At 52.6% G+C, this 18,473-nt stretch carries 17 protein-coding genes; all 17 read right to left on the bottom strand.

Annotation, left to right across the window (positions count from 1 at the left end; all coding sequences use genetic code 11):
- Positions 1-44: 44 nt before the first annotated feature.
- The 17 genes from rpoD to floA all read right to left on the bottom strand — a co-directional run bounded on the left by rpoD (position 45) and on the right by floA (position 18,441).
- Positions 45-1,178: an RNA polymerase sigma factor RpoD gene (rpoD, locus tag M2108_RS19955; protein WP_277471136.1), complete on the bottom strand. Its 1,134-nt coding sequence runs from the start codon at positions 1,176-1,178 to the stop codon at positions 45-47.
- A 40-nt stretch (positions 1,179-1,218) separates the two neighbouring features.
- Positions 1,219-3,039, bottom strand: coding sequence for a DNA primase (dnaG, locus tag M2108_RS19950; protein WP_277471137.1), 1,821 nt, complete (start codon positions 3,037-3,039; stop codon positions 1,219-1,221).
- 40 nt (positions 3,040-3,079) lie between these two features.
- Positions 3,080-3,559: a YaiI/YqxD family protein gene (locus M2108_RS19945; RefSeq protein WP_277506309.1), complete on the bottom strand. Its 480-nt coding sequence runs from the start codon at positions 3,557-3,559 to the stop codon at positions 3,080-3,082.
- Positions 3,560-3,810: 251 nt separating this feature from the next.
- Entirely contained in the window at positions 3,811-5,892 is a 2,082-nt protein-coding gene (glyS, locus tag M2108_RS19940) for a glycine--tRNA ligase subunit beta (protein ID WP_277471139.1), read from the bottom strand.
- A complete protein-coding gene (glyQ, locus tag M2108_RS19935; RefSeq protein WP_039876047.1) occupies positions 5,885-6,772 on the bottom strand; it encodes a glycine--tRNA ligase subunit alpha in 888 nt (295 codons plus the stop codon). Before glyQ ends, glyS begins: the two co-directional genes overlap by 8 nt.
- Positions 6,773-7,234: 462 nt before the next feature.
- Positions 7,235-7,990 (bottom strand): DNA repair protein RecO, encoded by a 756-nt coding sequence (recO, locus tag M2108_RS19930; RefSeq protein WP_277471140.1) that lies wholly within the window; start codon positions 7,988-7,990, stop codon positions 7,235-7,237.
- Positions 7,991-8,026: 36 nt separating this feature from the next.
- Entirely contained in the window at positions 8,027-8,170 is a 144-nt protein-coding gene (locus tag M2108_RS19925; RefSeq protein ID WP_277471141.1) for a YqzL family protein, read from the bottom strand.
- Between the two features lie 107 nt (positions 8,171-8,277).
- Complete coding sequence (era, locus tag M2108_RS19920) at positions 8,278-9,171, bottom strand: GTPase Era (protein ID WP_277471142.1); 894 nt, start codon at positions 9,169-9,171, stop codon at positions 8,278-8,280.
- A gap of 984 nt (positions 9,172-10,155) precedes the next feature.
- Entirely contained in the window at positions 10,156-10,647 is a 492-nt protein-coding gene (locus tag M2108_RS19915) for a cytidine deaminase (RefSeq protein WP_277471143.1), read from the bottom strand.
- A 318-nt stretch (positions 10,648-10,965) separates the two neighbouring features.
- Positions 10,966-11,361: a diacylglycerol kinase family protein gene (locus tag M2108_RS19910; RefSeq protein WP_277471144.1), complete on the bottom strand. Its 396-nt coding sequence runs from the start codon at positions 11,359-11,361 to the stop codon at positions 10,966-10,968.
- The gene (gene ybeY, locus M2108_RS19905; protein WP_277471145.1) at positions 11,361-11,858 is read right to left on the bottom strand and encodes an rRNA maturation RNase YbeY; all 498 of its coding nucleotides are present in this window, start codon (positions 11,856-11,858) and stop codon (positions 11,361-11,363) included. Before ybeY ends, M2108_RS19910 begins: the two co-directional genes overlap by 1 nt.
- Complete coding sequence (locus M2108_RS19900) at positions 11,855-14,113, bottom strand: HD family phosphohydrolase (RefSeq protein ID WP_277471146.1); 2,259 nt, start codon at positions 14,111-14,113, stop codon at positions 11,855-11,857. Before M2108_RS19900 ends, ybeY begins: the two co-directional genes overlap by 4 nt.
- A 17-nt stretch (positions 14,114-14,130) precedes the next feature.
- Positions 14,131-15,102, bottom strand: coding sequence for a PhoH family protein (locus tag M2108_RS19895; RefSeq protein WP_277471147.1), 972 nt, complete (start codon positions 15,100-15,102; stop codon positions 14,131-14,133).
- Positions 15,103-15,117: 15 nt separating this feature from the next.
- Complete coding sequence (gene yqfD, locus M2108_RS19890) at positions 15,118-16,299, bottom strand: sporulation protein YqfD (RefSeq protein WP_277471148.1); 1,182 nt, start codon at positions 16,297-16,299, stop codon at positions 15,118-15,120.
- The gene (gene yqfC / locus M2108_RS19885; protein WP_277471149.1) at positions 16,296-16,589 is read right to left on the bottom strand and encodes a sporulation protein YqfC; all 294 of its coding nucleotides are present in this window, start codon (positions 16,587-16,589) and stop codon (positions 16,296-16,298) included. The genes yqfD and yqfC overlap by 4 nt, the downstream gene beginning before the upstream one ends.
- 222 nt (positions 16,590-16,811) lie before the next feature.
- Positions 16,812-17,423 carry a hypothetical protein gene (locus tag M2108_RS19880; RefSeq protein ID WP_277471150.1) on the bottom strand — a complete coding sequence of 204 codons (612 nt, stop codon included), beginning with the start codon at positions 17,421-17,423 and terminating at the stop codon, positions 16,812-16,814.
- A 16-nt stretch (positions 17,424-17,439) separates the two neighbouring features.
- A complete protein-coding gene (gene floA / locus M2108_RS19875; protein ID WP_068729313.1) occupies positions 17,440-18,441 on the bottom strand; it encodes a flotillin-like protein FloA in 1,002 nt (333 codons plus the stop codon).
- Positions 18,442-18,473 lie beyond the last annotated feature (32 nt).

The following is an 18,473-nucleotide window of genomic DNA, read 5'->3' as shown; positions in this document are numbered from 1 at the left end:
GGACCCCCTGCCGCCGTGCAGCAGAAGGTCCGGGTATAGTACAGCTATTCGAGGAAATCCTTAAGCCGTTTGCTGCGGCTCGGATGACGCAGCTTACGCAGCGCCTTGGCTTCAATCTGACGAATCCGCTCACGGGTTACGCCGAATACCTTGCCTACTTCCTCAAGTGTTCTTGTCCGTCCGTCATCCAGACCGAAACGGAGTCTGAGTACGTTCTCTTCACGCTCAGTGAGCGTGTCCAGTACATCCTCCAGCTGTTCCTTCAGCAGCTCATATGCAGCTGCATCCGCAGGGGCCAGAGCCTCCTGATCCTCGATGAAATCGCCCAGATGCGAGTCATCCTCTTCCCCGATAGGCGTTTCCAGCGATACCGGCTCCTGGGCAATCTTCATGATTTCTCTGACCTTCTCGACAGTCAGCTCCATCTCAGCGGCAATTTCCTCCGGCGACGGCTCGCGTCCCAGTTCCTGCAGCAGCTGGCGGGATACACGGATCAGCTTGTTGATCGTTTCCACCATATGCACCGGAATACGGATGGTACGAGCCTGGTCGGCAATCGCCCGGGTAATCGCCTGTCTGATCCACCAAGTGGCATAGGTACTGAATTTGAAGCCTTTGTTATGGTCGAACTTTTCGACCGCTTTGATCAGACCCATGTTACCCTCCTGAATCAGATCCAGGAACAGCATGCCGCGTCCGACATAACGTTTGGCGATACTTACAACGAGACGCAGGTTGGCTTCAGCCAGGCGGCGTTTGGCTTCTTCGTCACCATTCTTGATCCGCATAGCCAGCTCGACTTCATCATCAGCCGACAGCAGGGGCACGCGGCCGATTTCCTTCAGATACATCCGGACAGGGTCATTGATCTTGATTCCCGGCGGAAGCGACAAATCATCGTCAAAGCTGAAGTCATCATTGTCGTTGCCCTCACTGTCATCCCCTTGCCGGAGCGGAGAGCCTTCATCCTCGTTATCATTCACCACTTCAATCCCGTGATCGCTGAGCTGCTCGTAGAACTCCTCCATCTGCTCGGGGTCCTGATCAAACGGCGACAGTTTCTCCATAATATCTTTGTAGTTCAGTGATGATCTTTTTTTACCTTGTTCAATAAGCTGGTCCTTAACCTGATCCAGAGTAAATTCTGCTTCCAGTTCAGTATGCTGATCGTTCGCCATAATTCGACTCCCTCCTCCCTAGGTACATCCTGTCAGTTACTCATTGTCTCTCTAGGGTTATAATCTCACTTGCTATTTGTGCCGCACGCAAAAAGTCGCCGGATTTCTCCGCTTGAATCATCTCTTCACGCTTCTGCTCCATCTTGCGCTGTATAGGGTATTTCCTCACTTCACGGATGCAGTCATCCAGAACCTGCGTGTTCCAGTCCGGAGGGGTGTCCATCATGGATATCGCCGTAGCGGTTTTCTCCAGACGGTCATCCTGAAGCGATGATAGAAACCGGCTGATGCCGGGTGGCTTGCCTTGCGCGTAATAGGCATATAGATAAGCAGCAATTGCCGCATGATCATCGATGTTGAACTCTTCTCCGAGGCGTTCGCCCACATAAGCGGCTGCTTCCGGGTCCTGAATCATTAGAGACAGCAGTCTCCGTTCCGCAGCATGATAAGCTGGCAGTAAAGTGGGTGCCTGCACCTGCCCTTTTTTATGCCTACCATTATTCCACCTTTTGTCGTTATTATCCCCTTCGGGCATGTTTTTTTGCATAGACGCCCGGAGTAAATTACAGTCCTGCTTCAGGCTGTCATACGACAGCTCCAGTTCGGAGGATATTTCCCGCAAATATACTTCCCGCTCGGTCGAGGAATGCAGGGTGGCGATAATCTGCAGCGCCTCCTTGACATAGGCAATTTTGCCGTCTTCCTCTAGGAGTATATGGTTTTTTTTCAGATATATAAGCTTAAATTTTATGGCTGAGACCGCGGAGTCGATGATCCGCTCCATGAAGCTCTCCGCGCCGTGACGGGAGATAAATTCATCAGGGTCCATTCCGCCCGGCAGTACGGCCACTTTAACCCGCAGCCCGCTTTCCTCCAGCATCGGGATTGCTTTCAGCGCTGCAGCTTGTCCTGCCTTGTCACCGTCATAGGAGAGAACAATCTCATCCGCCAGACTTTTCATTAATGCCACATGGCTTTCCGTCAGCGACGTGCCCATAGTGGCAACACCGTTATGCACCCCTGCTTCCCAGGCCGAAATGACATCGCCGTATCCTTCAAACAGGACAATTTGCCGCATTTTGCGGATAGATGCTTTAGACTGGTGCAGATTGTACAGAATCCGGCTTTTGTTAAATATTCTGCTCTCCGCAGAATTCAGGTATTTCGGCTGTCCGTCTCCGAGGATTCTTCCGGCAAAAGCAACCACCTTGCCCGTCCGGTTCGCTATCGGAAAGATGATGCGCCCGCGGAAACGGTCAATATAGCCCTTCCCTTCACCTCTGGCAGACAGCAGCCCGCCTTTTTCCATTTCGGCAAGATCAAACCCGCGCTTCTCCAGAAATTGCAGCAGTGTATCCCAGCGGTCCGGGGCAAAACCGATCTGGAACTGGTCAATCATTTTGTCGCTGAAGTTCCGGGATCTTAAATAGTTCATCGCGGCTGTGCCGTATTCCGTGTTCTTCAGCAGAAAATGATAAAACTTCGCCGACAATTCATAGGCTGAAAGCAGCCGGTCCCGCTCAGGATCAGGGGGAGATAACGGTCCGCCCTTGCCCTCGGGAATTGCGATATCACTTTCTTCAGCCATTATTCTGACTGCTTCGGGGAAGGATAGTCCTTCGATTTCCATCCTGAATTTGATGGCATTACCGCCCATACCGCAGCCAAAGCAATGAAATACTCCCCGGTCGGGGGTTACTGTGAAGGAAGGGGATTTCTCCGAGTGGAACGGGCAGAGGCCCCATAAATATTTCCCCTGCTTGGTCAGATGGACAACCTTGCCGACAGTTTCGACAATATCATGCCGCGCCAGCACGCTCTCGATAACTTCTTCCGGAATATTACCGTGTCCGCTTGCCACTTTTAGCCACCTTCATCTCTTAACAAATAAATATAATTCGCTATTGCTGCACATTCTCCTGCAAAAGTGTTAAAAGTTTTGTCAGTTTATGTTGAAAAAGATTTTTTTCTTCGGCCGTGATCGCCTTAGGCCCTTTGGAATAGTGCCCGCGCCGGCGTTCCACAGCTCTGGCATGCCTGCCTTCCAGCATAAAATCCATCTTGGAATCCTCATACTCCTGCCCGCGGTTCGACAGCACTCTGCAGCGTTTGCCAAGCGCCAGCGCAGCCAGGCCGTAGTCCTGGGTAACGACGATATCCCCGGCAGCAATATGATTGGCGATGTAAAGATCGGCACTGTCTGCTCCGCGGTCAACCTGAACCACCGTAACCCCTTCATCCGCCTGAAGCACATGGTCGTAAGAAGAAACCATCAGCACAGGAATTCCAAAGGAACGCGCGCAGGCCGTAATCTCCTTTTTAACCGGACAAGCATCCCCGTCGACAACAATCTTCCTTCCGCGGGGCTTTTCCATCGCCATCACCAGATTCCTGTGTAATATATATACGCTTTACGCAAACCGAAATCCTTCTTTCGATAAAGCATAAATACGGAACGGATGTCAACTTACGCATTGGCACCGTTCCGTATATTTATACCCCAAAGCATCGATCTATACCATAGTTCACACAAAATCACAATTTTTTTAGAGCTGTTGCCCAAAAAAAGGTGACTGCTTCCTATAACAAAGCTCTACTTGCGCCAAGGCAGCTCCCGTATTCAGCAGGGCGATTACCACACCAGCTTGCCAAAATCGGCAAAGACTCTGGAGTCTGCATCCACACCCGCCAAAAGCGCAAGACGGTTCGTGCGGATCTGCTCGTCCTCGGCCATGACCATTACGGAATCGAAGAAACCGGTAACGGCATCCTTCAAGCCGGACAGAATGCGCAGCGCTTCAGCAGCATTGCGGGCAGCAATTGCTTCCTGATATGGCGCATGAATACTCTGCCATGTCTCATACAGCTTGATTTCGGCTTCTTCCTTCAGCAGGGAAGGCTCGATAACAGTATCCTCTGCGGCTTTGGCAGCCAGATTGCTGACACGGGTCAAGGAATCTACGGTAACTTTAAAATCATCCTGAGTACTTACAGCTTCGGTAAGCGCCCGGCTTCTGCCGACTACATCAACGATATCATCAAAGCCTGCAGCAGTTACTGCTTCGACCACATCATAACGGATATTGTCGTCAGCCAGCAGGCGTTTTACACGCAGGCCGAAGAACTCGTACAGGTTATTACGCAGCTCAGGGGCAAAATGTTTCTCTGTCCGCAAATTTTCATGAACTTCCACGGCTACAGTGAAAATTTCCTGCAAGGTGATAGACAGCTTATGCTCCAGGAGCATCTGCACAATACCTGCCGCCTGACGGCGCAGCGCGTAAGGATCCTGAGAACCGGTCGGGATGATCCCGATGGAAAAGCTTCCGACAATCGTGTCGATTTTATCGGCAAGGCTGACAACCAGACCCGCTTCGGTTGAAGGCACGCTATCTCCGGCAAAACGGGGCTGATAATGCTCAAAGATCCCTTTTGCCACATTCTCGGCTTCTCCGGCTTTGCGGGCGTAATCCTCACCCATTGTGCCTTGCAGCTCAGGAAACTCACCGACCATCTGGGTCACCAGATCGAATTTGCAGATATCGGCAGTACGGCTGACTTCGGCAGCTGCGGTTGCAGACAATCCAAGCTTGACGGCCAGAGAATCGGCAATGGCCCGGATTCTGCGCACTTTATCGCCTACGCTGCCCAGCTCCACCTGATAAACAATGGTTTCCAGCTTGGCCAAGGCATCGCTGATCTGCAGCTTCTGGTCTTCTTCGTAAAAGAACTTGGCATCCGACAGGCGGGCGCGAAGGACCTTCTCGTTCCCTTTGGCAATCACATCAAGCGATTCTGCATTACCGTTACGCACGGTTACGAAGAACGGCAGCAGCTTGCCTGCGCTGTCCAGAACAGGGAAGTAACGCTGATGCTCACGCATCGAAGTGATCAGCACATCCTGCGGAATATCCAGGAAGGAAGGATCAAAGGTACCGAACAGCACTGTCGGTGTCTCCACCAGGAACAGGACCTCTTCCAGCAAATCTTCCTTGATCGCGATCGTCCATTCTTTATCTGCAGCCAGCTTGTTGATCTGCTCCAGAATCAGGGCCTCGCGTTCCTTCACATCCACCAGCACATGCTGCCCGCGCAGTGCTTCAACATAATCAGAAGGCTGGGCAATAACAGCATCCGTACCCAGAAAACGGTGGCCGCGGCTTACATTGCCTGCTTTGACACCGGTGATTTCCAGATTCACAATCTCCTTGCCGAACAAAGCCACCAGCCAGCGGATTGGGCGGACAAATTTGAAATCATAGGCGCCCCAGCGCATATTTTTTGGGAACGTCATCGCATTCACGATTCCGGTAAGTCCCTCAGCAAGCAGGGAGGCGGTCTCAACGCCGTCGCTGTTTTTGGTCACATAGATGTATTCAACGCCTGCCAGCTCCTTGAATGTGAACTGCTCAGGATCTACACCCTGGCTGCGGGCAAAACCGAGCGCCGCCTTGCTCCAGTCACCGTTAGCATCAAGAGCGATTTTGCGGGAAGGGCCCTTTACCTCTTCACTGACATCAGACTGCTTCTCTGCAGCTTCTTTTACCAGTACTGCCAGTCTGCGCGGTGTAGCATAAGCCGTTACTCCACTGTGCTCAATACGTGAAGCTTCCAGCCACTTGGCTGTTCTGTCCTGAAGCTGCTCCATCGCCGCCCGGATAAAGCGGGCCGGAATTTCCTCAAGTCCGATCTCGAACAAAATATCTTTAGACATGCTCAGCACCTTCTTTCTTCAGCAGCGGGAAGCCCAGCTTCTCGCGTTCCTCCATATAGGTCGCAGCCACGGTACGGGCCAGATTACGCACTCTTGTAATAAAGCCGGTCCGTTCGGTCACACTGATCGCTCCGCGCGCATCCAAAAGGTTGAAGGTATGCGAGCATTTCAGCACATAATCGTAAGCCGGGAATACCAGATGGTTCTCCATCGCTCTGCGTGCTTCCTGTTCGTAGGTGTTAAACAGGGTGAACAGCATCTGTACATCAGACACTTCAAAGGTATACGTGGAATGCTCAACCTCAGGCTGATGGAAAACGTCACCGTAAGTCACGCCGTCCACCCACTCCAGATCGAACACATTTTCCTTTTCCTGAATGTAGGAAGCCAGACGCTCCATACCGTAGGTAATTTCTACCGCTACCGGACTGGTCTCGATTCCGCCGACTTGCTGGAAGTAAGTAAACTGCGTGATTTCCATTCCGTCCAGCCATACTTCCCAGCCAAGGCCCGCGCAGCCCAGCGACGGATTCTCCCAGTTATCTTCTACAAAGCGGATGTCATGCAAAAGCGGATCTACGCCCAGCGCCTTCAGACTGTCCAGGTACAGCTCCTGGATGTTGTCCGGTGAAGGCTTGATGATAACCTGGAACTGGTGATGCTGGTACAGACGGTTCGGGTTCTCGCCGTAACGGCCGTCTGACGGGCGGCGGGAAGGCTCCACATAAGCTACTTTCCACGGCTCGGGTCCCAGTGAACGCAAAAACGTCATCGGGTTCATCGTTCCCGCCCCTTTTTCCGTATCGTACGGGTTGACGAGAATACAGTTCTGTTCTGCCCAGAACTGCTGCAGCGTCAAAATCATCTGCTGAAAGTTCATACTACCGACTCCTTCGCTTTACAAGTGTATTGGCATCGCTGCCGTGAAGCATCTTACTGTGCCGCGATGGAGGCGGCGTTCTTCTATGCTGCAGCCGTTACAAGCGCCTGCATGCAAAAAAACTCCCGCCCCCATGCCTGATATCCAGACATAGGGACGAGAGCTTGACTTATACTCCCGCGGTTCCACCCTACTTGATTACGCCTTGCATTGCCGGCTGCTGCTATCCGCACCGCTGCAACACGAATTGACGAAATCCACTTTTCATTCTGCCGTTTCCGTACTCCCGGGTGCCCTGTTCATGAACTATGCGCTGCCGGGCTTCCACTCTCCCCGGCTCGCTTAAGCGGCATCTTGTCCATTACTTTCCCGATCACTGCACGTCTCTGAGACTTCAGAGTAATACACGGCTGTAAAATTAAAAAGAAACTGTTCCCATAGTAACGGAAATTTTGGGATTCGTCAAATATTGTATTTATCCAGCTGGTCGAGGAAGCCCTGTGACTTCAGCTTCAGCCCGAGCTGGGCGTCCATGAAGGCTCGCATAACAATCTTCAGCTCGCTGCGGGTCGCTTCCTTCACATCGACATTGCCAAGGCGAGTCAGATCCAGGGCAGCAAACAGCCGCAGGAGCTTCAGGGCACGCGGAGAGATCTCCATCGCCGGAGGATCGTTATGCCTGCAGCTGCGGCATAACACACCGCCGAGCCGCGGGCTGATCCGCAGCTCTTCAGCGGGCTTCTCCAGTCCGCAGGCAATACACTGGTCCAGCTCCGGCCCGTACCCTGCAGCCTGCAGTATTTTCATCTCAAATACATTAATAATGATGCCGGGTTCCTTGTCTTCCTCCAGTGCACTGAGACATGCCGACAGCTGGCGGAACCAGAAGCTGCCGGTCTCCTCATCATGCAATACACGGTCAAGCAGCTCGCAGGCATATGAAGCATACGCCGCTTTAATCAAGTCTGTCCGTAACGCGTGGCGGGACTGTATGATCTCACCCGCATTCAGTGTTCCCAGTCCCCCGTTGTTGCGGAAAAATACAAATTCCCCGGTTGTAAACAGCTGGATCAGCGCAGCATGACGGCTCTTGACCTTTTTCGCGCCGCGGACGAGAACACCTACTTTACCGGCGTTCTCGGTGCAAATCGTAATGATGGCGTTCCCTTCGCCGTAATCCATACTGCGGATGACGATCCCTTCCACCCTGTGTAGCATGCCTCTTCCCCCAACCATCCGGCAAGCAACCAGTCTTTACTCAGCTTCTTCATCAAGTACCTGTTCTTTCTCCGCAGACAGCGGTCCGCCTGATTCCAGCGGATCTCCGGCTTGCCTGTACAGCAGATATGCATCGACATCTCCAGTCATTGCAAAATACTTCCACGAAAAGTCTCGCATTCGTATTCATCCTTTCTTCGGAAACACGATGTCTCTTCAGAAATAGGATGTGCGCTGAGCGGAGGTTTATCCTTGCAATTCCTGCCAGAAAGCAGCGGAGCCAAGCTTTAAACGTCCTTGTGGAAGCCCAGATCGCGCAGAACGCGGTCCTGGTTGCGCCAGTCTTTTTTCACTTTTACCCATAGCTCCAGGAAAATCTTCGATCCCAGCAGGTTCTGGATATCGGTGCGGGCCCGTCTGCCGACTTCCTTCAGCATCGCCCCCTGCTTGCCGATAATAATCCCCTTCTGGGAATCGCGCTCAACAAAAATAACCGCACTGATATGCACGATGCCGTTCGGCTCAACACGCATATCCTCAATACCTACCGCAATAGAATGCGGCACTTCTTCGCGGGTCATGTGCAGAATTTTCTCACGGATCAGTTCAGCACAGACGAATTGCTCCGGATGGTCCGTAACCTGGTCCTCCGGATAATACTGCGGCCCTTCCGGCAAGTATTTGGAAATCTGCTCCAGCAGCGTATTGACGTTGCTTCCCAGCTTGGCGGAAATCGGAACAATCTCGGCAAACGTGTGCAGCTTGTTGTATTCCGTAATCAGCGGAAGCAGCGCTTCCGGCTCGATTTTGTCAATCTTGTTCATTACCAGAATTACCGGTGTCTTGACCTCTTTCAGCTGCTCCGCGATGAAACGGTCGCCTCCGCCCATTCCTTCCGAAGCATCGACCAGGAACAACACCGCTTCCACCTCATGCAGTGTGCTTAGCGCTGTCATGTTCATGTAATCGCCCAGCTTGGACTGTCTTTTATGGATACCCGGCGTGTCCAGGAACACGATCTGCGAGTTGTTCGCCGTGTACACCCCGTGGATTTTGTTGCGTGTCGTCTGCGGCTTGTCCGACATGATGGCGATTTTCTGGCCGATCACCTGGTTCATAAGCGTCGATTTGCCTACATTCGGTCTGCCGATAATGGCGACAAACCCTGATTTGAATTTCATATGATCTTCCCTTCGGTGGTGAAAAATTAATTTAAAATGTGTTTTTATTTTAAAGCTATTTGAGATAAAATCTTAATCAAAAACTTTAGGCAAAGACTTTAGGTCAAAGGCTTTAGGTCAAAGGCTTTAGGTCAAAGGCTTTAGGTCAAAGGCTTTAGTCAAAAGCTTTTTCGATCCCCCTAAATCCCCCTTAGCCAAGGGGGACCCCAAGGGCCCCGGCCCTCTGGACACCCGGAAATGGGCGGGTGAGTGGCTATCGGCGCTTGAGCTGACATATGTGCATTGAGCGCTTTCGTTCCCTGCGGGAACACGCTGAACGGCGGCGCTCGGAGTCGCTTACGAGTGACTGTTAGCACTTAGAGCAGACACTGGTGCCAGGAGCGCTTTCGTTCCCTGCGGGAACACGCTGTAAGGCGGCGCTCGAAATGTGTGTTAACTAATAATTCTTAATCCTTCCACCTCAACTCACGACCTCCAAAGGGGGCTGACGCTCTCGAAATCTGGAGTTTGGGCGTTTAGGCGTGTGAGCGGCACTCGGCGCAGGGAGCAAACTTTGCTGCTATGAGCGCTTTCGTTCCTGCAGGAATGTGCTGGACGGCGACGCTCGAGATGGCGTATGTGCAGATTTCAGCACAGGGAGCGCGCAGGGGCGGTTAACAAACGGTATACTACTCAAACCATTTCTCGCTACAGCCACCTGTTAGCTCTTCTGGAATATTGTGAGGGCTAAATTAACATTCTGTTGTATTTTATACAACAGAATCCACAAATAACAAACCAATTTTAAGATCTGTTGTATTTTGTGCAATAGATCTGCTCACAACAGGCAAAAATCAAGCAATTCGCCACAATCTGCTGTATAAAATACAATAGATTTCCACTTCAGTGAAAAATCAGCTCGTTCTATTGCACATAATACAATAGAACGCCCTCAACCCAAAATCAATGACCCAGCGCATCAACAGCTGCTCGTAAGCAGACCGTCTACTCCGGCGCCTGCCCCTGCTCCAGATCCGCCGTCGTAAACGCGCCGGGCAGCAGATCACGTACAGTCGTCTCTGCGATATCACCCTTCAGGTTGCCGAGAATCACCTTCATATCAGGTCCGCACAGCTCGACCATTACCTGCCGGCAGACGCCGCAAGGAGATACAGGCCCGTCTGTGTCAGCAACAACGGCAATCGCCTTGAAGGTTCCCGGTTTATGCCCGTCGGCAATAGCGCGGAACAAGGCGGTACGTTCACCGCAGTTCGTCGGGCCGTAAGCAGCATTTTCGATATTGCAGCCGTGATGGACATTGCCCTCCTGATCCAGCAGTGCAGCACCGACGCCGAAACGGGAATACGGTATATATGCATTGGCTCTGGCCTTAATCGCTTCCTGAATAAGTAGAGCAGATTCCATAGTGGCCCTCCTAAAAGTTTTGTCAGCATATGCTACCTGAGTGACTTCGTACAAAACTATCTTCGTAAGCATTCACTTAGTTTGTTTAGCATCTTCTTCATGGCTTTACTTCGGCAAACTCACTTCGCAAGCGTTCCGCATGTACTCCATGAGTTGAGCACGTGCAAGACTCGCTGCGTAATCATTGACTGTGTTCAGCAGTTTCTACATCTTTCACTTCAGCAAGCTTGCTGCACAGCATTCACTCCATTCGTGACCAACCATAATTGCCAGTTTACACACCATTAAAATCCGGCAATCCTGTAATGAATGCTAACATATCCGCTTAATACAAGATGGCGGAGGGCACAAATGCCGGTCCGCCTTCATTCAGCTGAATTGGTAAACTGATTATGACATAAACCCGGCAATCCAGTCCATCACCGGATGATAAAAAACATAGATTCCCACAATAACGGCAAAAACCGCCGTAAGCAGCACAGCTCCTGCGGCGGTATCTTTGGCAGTCTTGGCCAGGGGATGAATATCCGGCGACACCAGATCAATCGTCGCTTCAATTGCTGTGTTCAGCAGTTCTGTACTCAATACAAGCGTTATTGCCAGCAGCAGCAGCATCCAGCTTAAAGGCGGCAGCCTGAAAAAGGCGGCGGCGGCAAGCACCACCACAGCAAGCATGCTGTGCACCTTCATATTCAGCTCGGATTTGAAAGCAGAGACAATGCCCTGCGCAGCAAACCGGAACGAATGCCAGAATTTTTTGTGGCCCACCGCCGTATTCTTGACCATTAGCGGGTCAGCCCAACCTGGGCCAGCACTTGCTCCTGTTTGGACATCATCTCGGCCTCTGACTCAGCATCCTGATGATCGTAGCCCAGCAGATGCAGGAAGCCGTGAACGAACAGGAAGCCCAGCTCCCGTTCCAGGGAATGGCCGTATTCTTCAGCCTGCTCCTGTGCCCGTGTTACAGAGATAATGATATCCCCAAACGAGTTCGGAACCTCCGCGAATTCTTCTTCATCGTCGAAAGCATATATAATCTCCGGCTCATCTTCCCCGGCCTCATTCATGGCAAAGGACAGAACATCCGTCGGACGGTCAATGCCCCTGTATTCGAGGTTCAGCTCGTGAATGCGGTCATTATCAACAAAAGTAAGGTCTACTTCACCCTTGTCAATCCCTTCAGCGGCACCCGCTTTTTGCAGAATGCTGTCCAGGAGCGTGATCAGCGCGTCTGTAATTTCGTATTCTTCCTGCTCGTTATTCCAATTGATGGCTAGACTCATGTTGTAGCCGCTCCTTCCTCTTTCTTCGGTTTCTTCACTTCTTCAGGATATTCGATCCGCGAGTGAAAAATCCCCATGACCGTCTCTTTGAGCGTCCGGGCAATGATGTCCAGCTCCTTGATCGTCAGGTCACATTCATCAAACTGGTGGTCATCCAGCCTGCTCTTAATAATTTTTTCAATCATCGTCTCTACCTGTACAACGGTTGGCTTGCGGAGTGAGCGGACCGCTGCTTCCACACTGTCGGCGATCCCGACCACGGCCGCTTCCTTGGACTGCGCTTTGGGCCCCGGATAACGGAAATCCTCTTCTGTGAAATCAGGCGTAACACCCTTTTCCTCCGCTATCTTCAGCGCCTTATGATAAAAATAATGCAGGAAAGTCGTGCCGTGATGCTGCTCGGCAATGTCGCGGATCGGCTTGGGCAGCTTGTACTCTTTCTGCATCTCCACCCCGTCGCGGGCATGCGCTACAATGATGGACTTGCTGAGCGCCGGCTCAATCGAATCATGCGGATTCTCCATATTGTTCTGATTCTCAATGAAATAAAATGGCCGCTTTGTCTTGCCGATGTCGTGATAGTAGGAGCCTACCCGGCATAGCAGCCCGTCCGCACCAATCGCCTCCGCCGCCGCCTCCGACAGGTTGCCGACCATTACGCTATGATGATAGGTTCCCGGCGTTTCCGTAAGCAGCTTGCGCAGCAGCGGATGATTCGGGTTGGACAGCTCAACCAGCTTCAGCGCCGACAGGATACCGAAGGTAGCTTCGAAGAACGGCATCAGCCCGATGACAAGCACCGCTGTCAGCAGACCGCCGGCAAAAGCAAACCCGACCGAATATAAGGTCTGTGTATCATTCCAGACTCCGCCTCCAAGCAGCTTCAGCATAAAGACGGTCACTGTACCGAATAAGGAGACCATGATCCCGCCCTTGAGAAGCGTGGAACGCTGGCCGGCGCGGTGGGTGGCAAAAATCGCTACATACGATACCACCAGCGCAAAGAAGCCGAAGGTAAAATCAAATACCGTGTTCTGCTGCACATTCAGAATAATGCTGGCAAGCACGCTGAACAGGATAGAGCAGAAATACGCCAGAGTCATATCAAGCAGCATGGCAATCAGCATCGCCCCGATCGCAACAGGAGCCAGGAAGCCGACATAGTAGCGGACATCGGTCTGCAGGAAAGCAGCGAGCTTCATGGTTATAATTGTAATGACAAAGACGAGCATCAGCATCAGAAGCTGGGAGTTATTGTACTTGAACCCTGAGCCTGTGCCGCCGGAATAGCGGATAAACACCATCATCCCCGCCGAGAGCATAACCGCCAGCAGCAGCAGGCCGAATTGCGGCCAGTAGTTGACCTCATTGCTGAGCAGCCCATTTTCATCCAGAAGTGCGTAAAGCTCGGGTGTGATGATATCTCCTTTGGCTACGAGCACATCCCCCTGCTCAATGAACACATCTGGCGTATTCTCGCGGGCTTCAACCTTCGCTTCCTTGGTAGCTTCCTCATCAAAAAATTTATTAGGCATAATGACCAGCCGGACCAGCTCCTGAGTCACCTCACGGGCTGTCCGCTGGCTGAGCGAGCTGACGCTGACCTGCTCCGCCACCTTCGCACGGGCGGTCTGGGCATCGACAATCTGATCATTCATCAGCTTGATAACAATTTCCCGGGCAACCTGCTTCATCTCGATAATATCCTGGGTGGTCAGCCGCGGAATTTTGATATAAGTCTCTTCAGGAATGGTATACGCCTGTTCAGCTATGCCGGATTGAATCTCCTCCAGGAGCGTGTCCGAATATGTACCGGCGCTGCGGCTGGAATTAATAAAGCTCTGTACAAAATCATTGGCCCGCTGCGGAATAACGTCCTTGTAAATGCCGATTTTGTCGCTTTGCGAGATCAGATCATCCTGATTCAGGCTGTCGATCCGGTCCAGCAGCAAAGTAACTAGACTATCCGCTCTGATCGGGATGATTGCATACTTGTTCTGTACAGCCTCCGCCGCAGCTTCCTGGGCTTTCAGCTTTGCCTTGTTATCAAGAATCTGCTTCGGGGCCGTGATCTCCTTGGCGCTGGTCGTATTCACTTTAATATCATAGCGTTTTGGCAGCAGGTCCGACGAGAGGCTGAAGTAGAACACCAGCCCAAGGAACAGGAAAAGAGCATAGCGCGTCGCCGCGCTATACTTCCATCCGGTATTGCTGTATACGAATCCGCTTAGTTTCGATGGTTGCTTTGAAGCCATGAGGACAGTCCCCTTTGTTAGTCGAGGTTTTCGGCAGAGCGGTCATAGGCTACGATAATTTTCTGCACCAGAGAATGTCTTACTACATCCTGTTCTGCAAAATATACAAACCCGATTTCCTCAATGCCGGATAAAATCGCCTTAGCTTCGATCAATCCCGATTTTTTGCCGCGCGGCAGGTCAATCTGGGTAACGTCACCGGTGATGACCATCTTGGAGCCGAAGCCAAGCCGGGTCAGAAACATCTTCATCTGCTCCGGAGTCGTATTCTGGGCTTCATCCAGGATAATAAAAGAATCATCCAGCGTACGTCCGCGCATATAGGCAAGCGGTGCAATCTCGATCAGTCCCCGCTCCAGCGCCTTGGCTACCTGGTCCGGCCCCATAACGTCGTACAGGGCATCGTAGAGCGGACGCAGGTACGGATCAACCTTCTCCTGCAGATCGCCCGGCAGAAAGCCCAGGCTTTCACCTGCTTCCACAGCAGGCCGGGTAAGCACGATCCGCTTCACGGAACCCTCCTTGAGGGCTGCAACGGCGAGCACAACAGCGAGGTAGGTTTTACCCGTTCCCGCAGGCCCGATCCCGAAGACGATGTCGCGTTTCTTGATCGTGGTCACATAATGCTTCTGGCCGATGGTTTTGACGCGGATAGGCTTACCGCGGAACGTAGTCGTAATTTCGCCTTTGAACAGGTCCAGCAGCTGATCAGAGCGGAACTCCTTGGCCAGCTCCACTGCATACTGGACATCGCGCTCGCTGAGAATGTAACCGCTGCGGATCAGGGACAGCAGCACATTGAACAGCTGCTCCAGCATGTCCACCTCACGCTCCGCCCCGCGTATTGTAATTTCTGCTTCACGCGAGTCAATCACTGCCGGAATTTCACTTTCAATGATTTTCAGAAATCCATCCTGCGGGCCGAACAGGGATTGCGCTTCTCCCGCATTTTGCAAAGATATACGAATGCTTGCAGTCTGTTCTGACAAGTAGCCTCATTCTCCTCAGTTGTTTACTATCGGAAGTTCTTCCGCGATTCTCTCTTCCACCTCAAACAGCACTTTCATATAAACTTTACCATTGTCTTTCTTCTCATGCAAAATTTTTTGACTTTTAATGGTGCTGTCTGTGCCGTAACGGGCCAAAATATCGCTTTTTGCGCGGGCAATCCCTTCCTCCCTCGCCTCTTCCGCCGTCTTCACCGAAGACGCATAGCTGATCTCCAGCTCCTTCTCCGTCATTACGCCCAGCGGCAGCTGAAGGGAGCGCCAGGAGAGCATATTATTTTCCGTGAGTGTACGCGATTTGCTGAATCCGGATTTACCGTAACCCCACAGCTGTACTGCCCAGTCTCCGATTACAAGATAGGTCCGGTCTTTTCGTTCCCCGGTATAGGAGCTGCTTGTCGTCTTCAGCGGGACCTCAATATTGTATTCATGCCAGACAAGTCCCTTTACTTCGCCCTTGGCTACAACATACTCTATATTTTCCTCATCACCCAGTGCCCCTGATATGAGGATCTGTCCTTTTTTAACCCGGGAATTGATGCCCACCACCGGCCGGCCCTCCTCAGCATAAATACCGGTAACAACCGCATCCGTTCTGCTGACCAGATGGCGCTTGCTCAGGAGGGGGCGCTTTTCCGGCTGGTCTGCCTCGACAACCTGGATTGTGATGCTCGTCCCTGTCCGCTCTACGCCCACCCAGGAAAGTCCCGGCACGCGGGAGGTCAGTCTTTTGGAGAGCTTGTCCGGCTCGTCCATGCGCCAGATCCACTGAAACGGATAAATCCCCTCCTGGCGGGCGGCAGCCAGCAGATCATCGGAGGCTATACGCTGGTTGCCTTCGATCCGGACTGTCCAGACCATGGAGCAGAACAGCAGAAGCATTACCCCGAACAGCAGGATGCCTCCGGCAAAAAGCTTGCGTCTCCACAGCCTGGCCAGCCGGAAAGGAAGGCCGTTTCTCGCAGTGACATGCATACGGCAGCCTGTCTTTTTTAAAAGCGGCCGGAGGCTGAAAAAGTCATCCAGCAGCAGGTTGAGGGAAGCGCCGTTCCCTGCAGGCTTCACCTCCCAGATGACGATGCCGGCTTCGGTTACGGCGTTGATAAACTTCTCCACCGCAGGTCCCGTCACATGCAGTGTAACGAACCCCCGCAGTAATGACAGAGGCGGCTCTTTCATGGTTTCTCCTCGCTTCCCTTGTATCTGATTTCCCCGATAATGCCTTCAACAGCCAGCTCCTGGCCGAGAATATTGCGGATCATTAGCTCCTGCCCAGAGATTTCAAGCGAGCCGTTGGCTAACGCGATTGTAAGCTGGCCTGATGAAAAATGCAGCACACCGCGGTGGTTCTCGATATACAGTTCCTTATTGCCGATCAGGGTGATCCGGGGCAGCTCCTGCAGCACATCCTGCGGAAGATCCAGTACCCCGTTTGTCCATCCCCGCAGCCTGCGGCCGATACGGGTCATATGTAGACTTCTCCCCCTTCCTGCCTTCTTTACACCTTATGCGGCGCTGCAGGCTTTTATGAGAAATACTCACACAGGGAGAAATGCGGCTGCGGTCCTTCCGCAGAGCCTGCGGCAAACGTAAAAAAGCCTCTGGACCCTTCAAGAAGGTTCCAAAGGCTTGCCTTACATAAACTGTAATCCAGTTCTGGTCGTCTTAACACGTCAGCTGTAGTACGGCTGCTATCTCTTCGTTGAGTGCGGACGCCGTGAACGCGGCGGACCGAGAATTTCCGCCCAGATGATCCCGTTCCGCAGCGCCTGACGGCTGTCTGCAGCTCCGCCGGGGAGAGAGGCGGAAGCAGACCCCTGCACACCGGCCGCTGCAGGCCCGTCTGCAGCCTTCTCCAGGCCATAGGCTGCCATACCGTCATATGCGGCCTGCAGGCGCTCCAGCTCACGCTGCATCCGTTCTGTGCGGGCCTGAACACTGTCCTCCTGATCCGCAGGCTGCTCGTAAGACATCCCTTCACCCGTCTCATAGTCGGGAGTCGGGATCTGGGGCGGCTCTTCCCAGGCAGGGGCCAGTTCATGCTCATGCCGCTCATAGGATGAGCTGTCCCGGGAGGACATGCTGCCTTCGGGTGCAGGGAAGCCGCTGCCGGTTCCGGCAGAACGCGCTTTATCTTCGTCAGCGTCCTGGCGTCCAATCCTGCGCAGCGGGTTATCCCCGCCCCCGCCAAAGGTCGGCATTCCGCCGCGGGCGTTAGGCTTTTTCTTATTCTTGGCCGCTTTATTCACATTGGTAAAGATAGCGATCAGAATAATCACGGCAATATAAATCAGACTGCCCATGGGATCTCACATCCCCTTATTTATTGGTCGGACGGTTCGGATCATCCCCGTCGTTCACTTTACCGAGCGAGCCGCGCATCTGTGTGTCGGCCTCGATATTTTTGAGATTCATGTAATCCATCACACCCAGCTGTCCGGACCGCAGCGCTTCCGCCATAGCCAGCGGCACCTGGGATTCGGATTCGACAACCAGCGCCTTCATTTCGACAACTCTCGCCTTCATCTCCTGCTCATGGGCAACAGCCATCGCTCTGCGCTCCTCGGCTTTCGCCTGGGCGATGCGCTTATCCGCTTCCGCCTGCTCGGTCTGCAGGTAAGCCCCGATATTTTTGCCGACATCGACGTCCGCAATATCAATGGAGAGAATTTCAAAGGCTGTACCGGAGTCAAGCCCCTTGGACAAAACAGTCCGGGAAATCGAATCCGGATTCTCCAGCACGTCTTTATGCGAATTACTGGAACCTACCGTGGTAACAATCCCTTCGCCGACACGGGCAATAATGGTTTCCTCACCCGCACCGCCGACCAGCCGGTCGATATTGGCGCGGACAGTCACGCGGGCTTTTACCTTAACTTCAATCCCGTTTCTGGCAACTGCAGCTACAATCGGTGTTTCAATGACACGCGGGTTAACACTCATCTGCACCGCCAGCAGCACGTCACGCCCTGCCAGGTCAATTGCCGCCGCACGGGTAAATTCAAGCGGAATATTGGCCCGCTGCGCCGCGATCAGCGCATTGACAACCCGGTCAACGTTACCGCCGGCGAGATAATGGCTCTCCAGCTGGTTGATGTTAAGACCCAGTCCGGCTTTGGTAGCCTTGATCAGCGGATTAACAATCCGGCTTGGCGTTACCCGGCGCAGTCTCATCGCCACCAGCGTAATAATGCTGATTCTTACACCGGATGCCCATGCGGAAATCCACAGCATAACCGGGAAGAAGCTGAAGAATACACTCAATACAATGATCACGACAACCGCAATCAGCAAAATAGGAATCAAAGAAGCTTCGCCCATACCTGTTCCCAACCTCCGTTACTTTTATTAAA

The sequence above is a fragment of the Paenibacillus sp. PastM-3 genome (assembly GCF_029893965.1).
GTDB lineage: Bacteria > Bacillota > Bacilli > Paenibacillales > Paenibacillaceae > Paenibacillus_AQ.
The sequence above is the reverse complement of the archived record's forward strand: the minus strand, read 5'-3'. Positions and strand labels throughout refer to the sequence as shown.

What these genes read in the sequence shown, in the direction of transcription:
- M2108_RS19900 (WP_277471146.1), bottom strand. Translation starts at nt 14,113, where the DNA reads ATGGCTTCAAAGCAACCATCGAAACTAAGCGGATTCGTATACAGCAAT.
- M2108_RS19915 (WP_277471143.1), bottom strand. Translation starts at nt 10,647, where the DNA reads ATGCTTACGAAGATAGTTTTGTACGAAGTCACTCAGGTAGCATATGCT.
- yqfD (WP_277471148.1), bottom strand. Translation starts at nt 16,299, where the DNA reads ATGAAAGAGCCGCCTCTGTCATTACTGCGGGGGTTCGTTACACTGCAT.
- M2108_RS19880 (WP_277471150.1), bottom strand. Translation starts at nt 17,423, where the DNA reads ATGGGCAGTCTGATTTATATTGCCGTGATTATTCTGATCGCTATCTTT.
- M2108_RS19910 (WP_277471144.1), bottom strand. Translation starts at nt 11,361, where the DNA reads ATGGTCAAGAATACGGCGGTGGGCCACAAAAAATTCTGGCATTCGTTC.
- era (WP_277471142.1), bottom strand. Translation starts at nt 9,171, where the DNA reads ATGAAATTCAAATCAGGGTTTGTCGCCATTATCGGCAGACCGAATGTA.
- floA (WP_068729313.1), bottom strand. Translation starts at nt 18,441, where the DNA reads ATGGGCGAAGCTTCTTTGATTCCTATTTTGCTGATTGCGGTTGTCGTG.
- recO (WP_277471140.1), bottom strand. Translation starts at nt 7,990, where the DNA reads ATGCTACACAGGGTGGAAGGGATCGTCATCCGCAGTATGGATTACGGC.
- rpoD (WP_277471136.1), bottom strand. Translation starts at nt 1,178, where the DNA reads ATGGCGAACGATCAGCATACTGAACTGGAAGCAGAATTTACTCTGGAT.
- ybeY (WP_277471145.1), bottom strand. Translation starts at nt 11,858, where the DNA reads ATGAGTCTAGCCATCAATTGGAATAACGAGCAGGAAGAATACGAAATT.
- glyQ (WP_039876047.1), bottom strand. Translation starts at nt 6,772, where the DNA reads ATGAACTTTCAGCAGATGATTTTGACGCTGCAGCAGTTCTGGGCAGAA.
- M2108_RS19925 (WP_277471141.1), bottom strand. Translation starts at nt 8,170, where the DNA reads ATGCGAGACTTTTCGTGGAAGTATTTTGCAATGACTGGAGATGTCGAT.
- yqfC (WP_277471149.1), bottom strand. Translation starts at nt 16,589, where the DNA reads ATGACCCGTATCGGCCGCAGGCTGCGGGGATGGACAAACGGGGTACTG.
- glyS (WP_277471139.1), bottom strand. Translation starts at nt 5,892, where the DNA reads ATGTCTAAAGATATTTTGTTCGAGATCGGACTTGAGGAAATTCCGGCC.
- M2108_RS19945 (WP_277506309.1), bottom strand. Translation starts at nt 3,559, where the DNA reads ATGGCGATGGAAAAGCCCCGCGGAAGGAAGATTGTTGTCGACGGGGAT.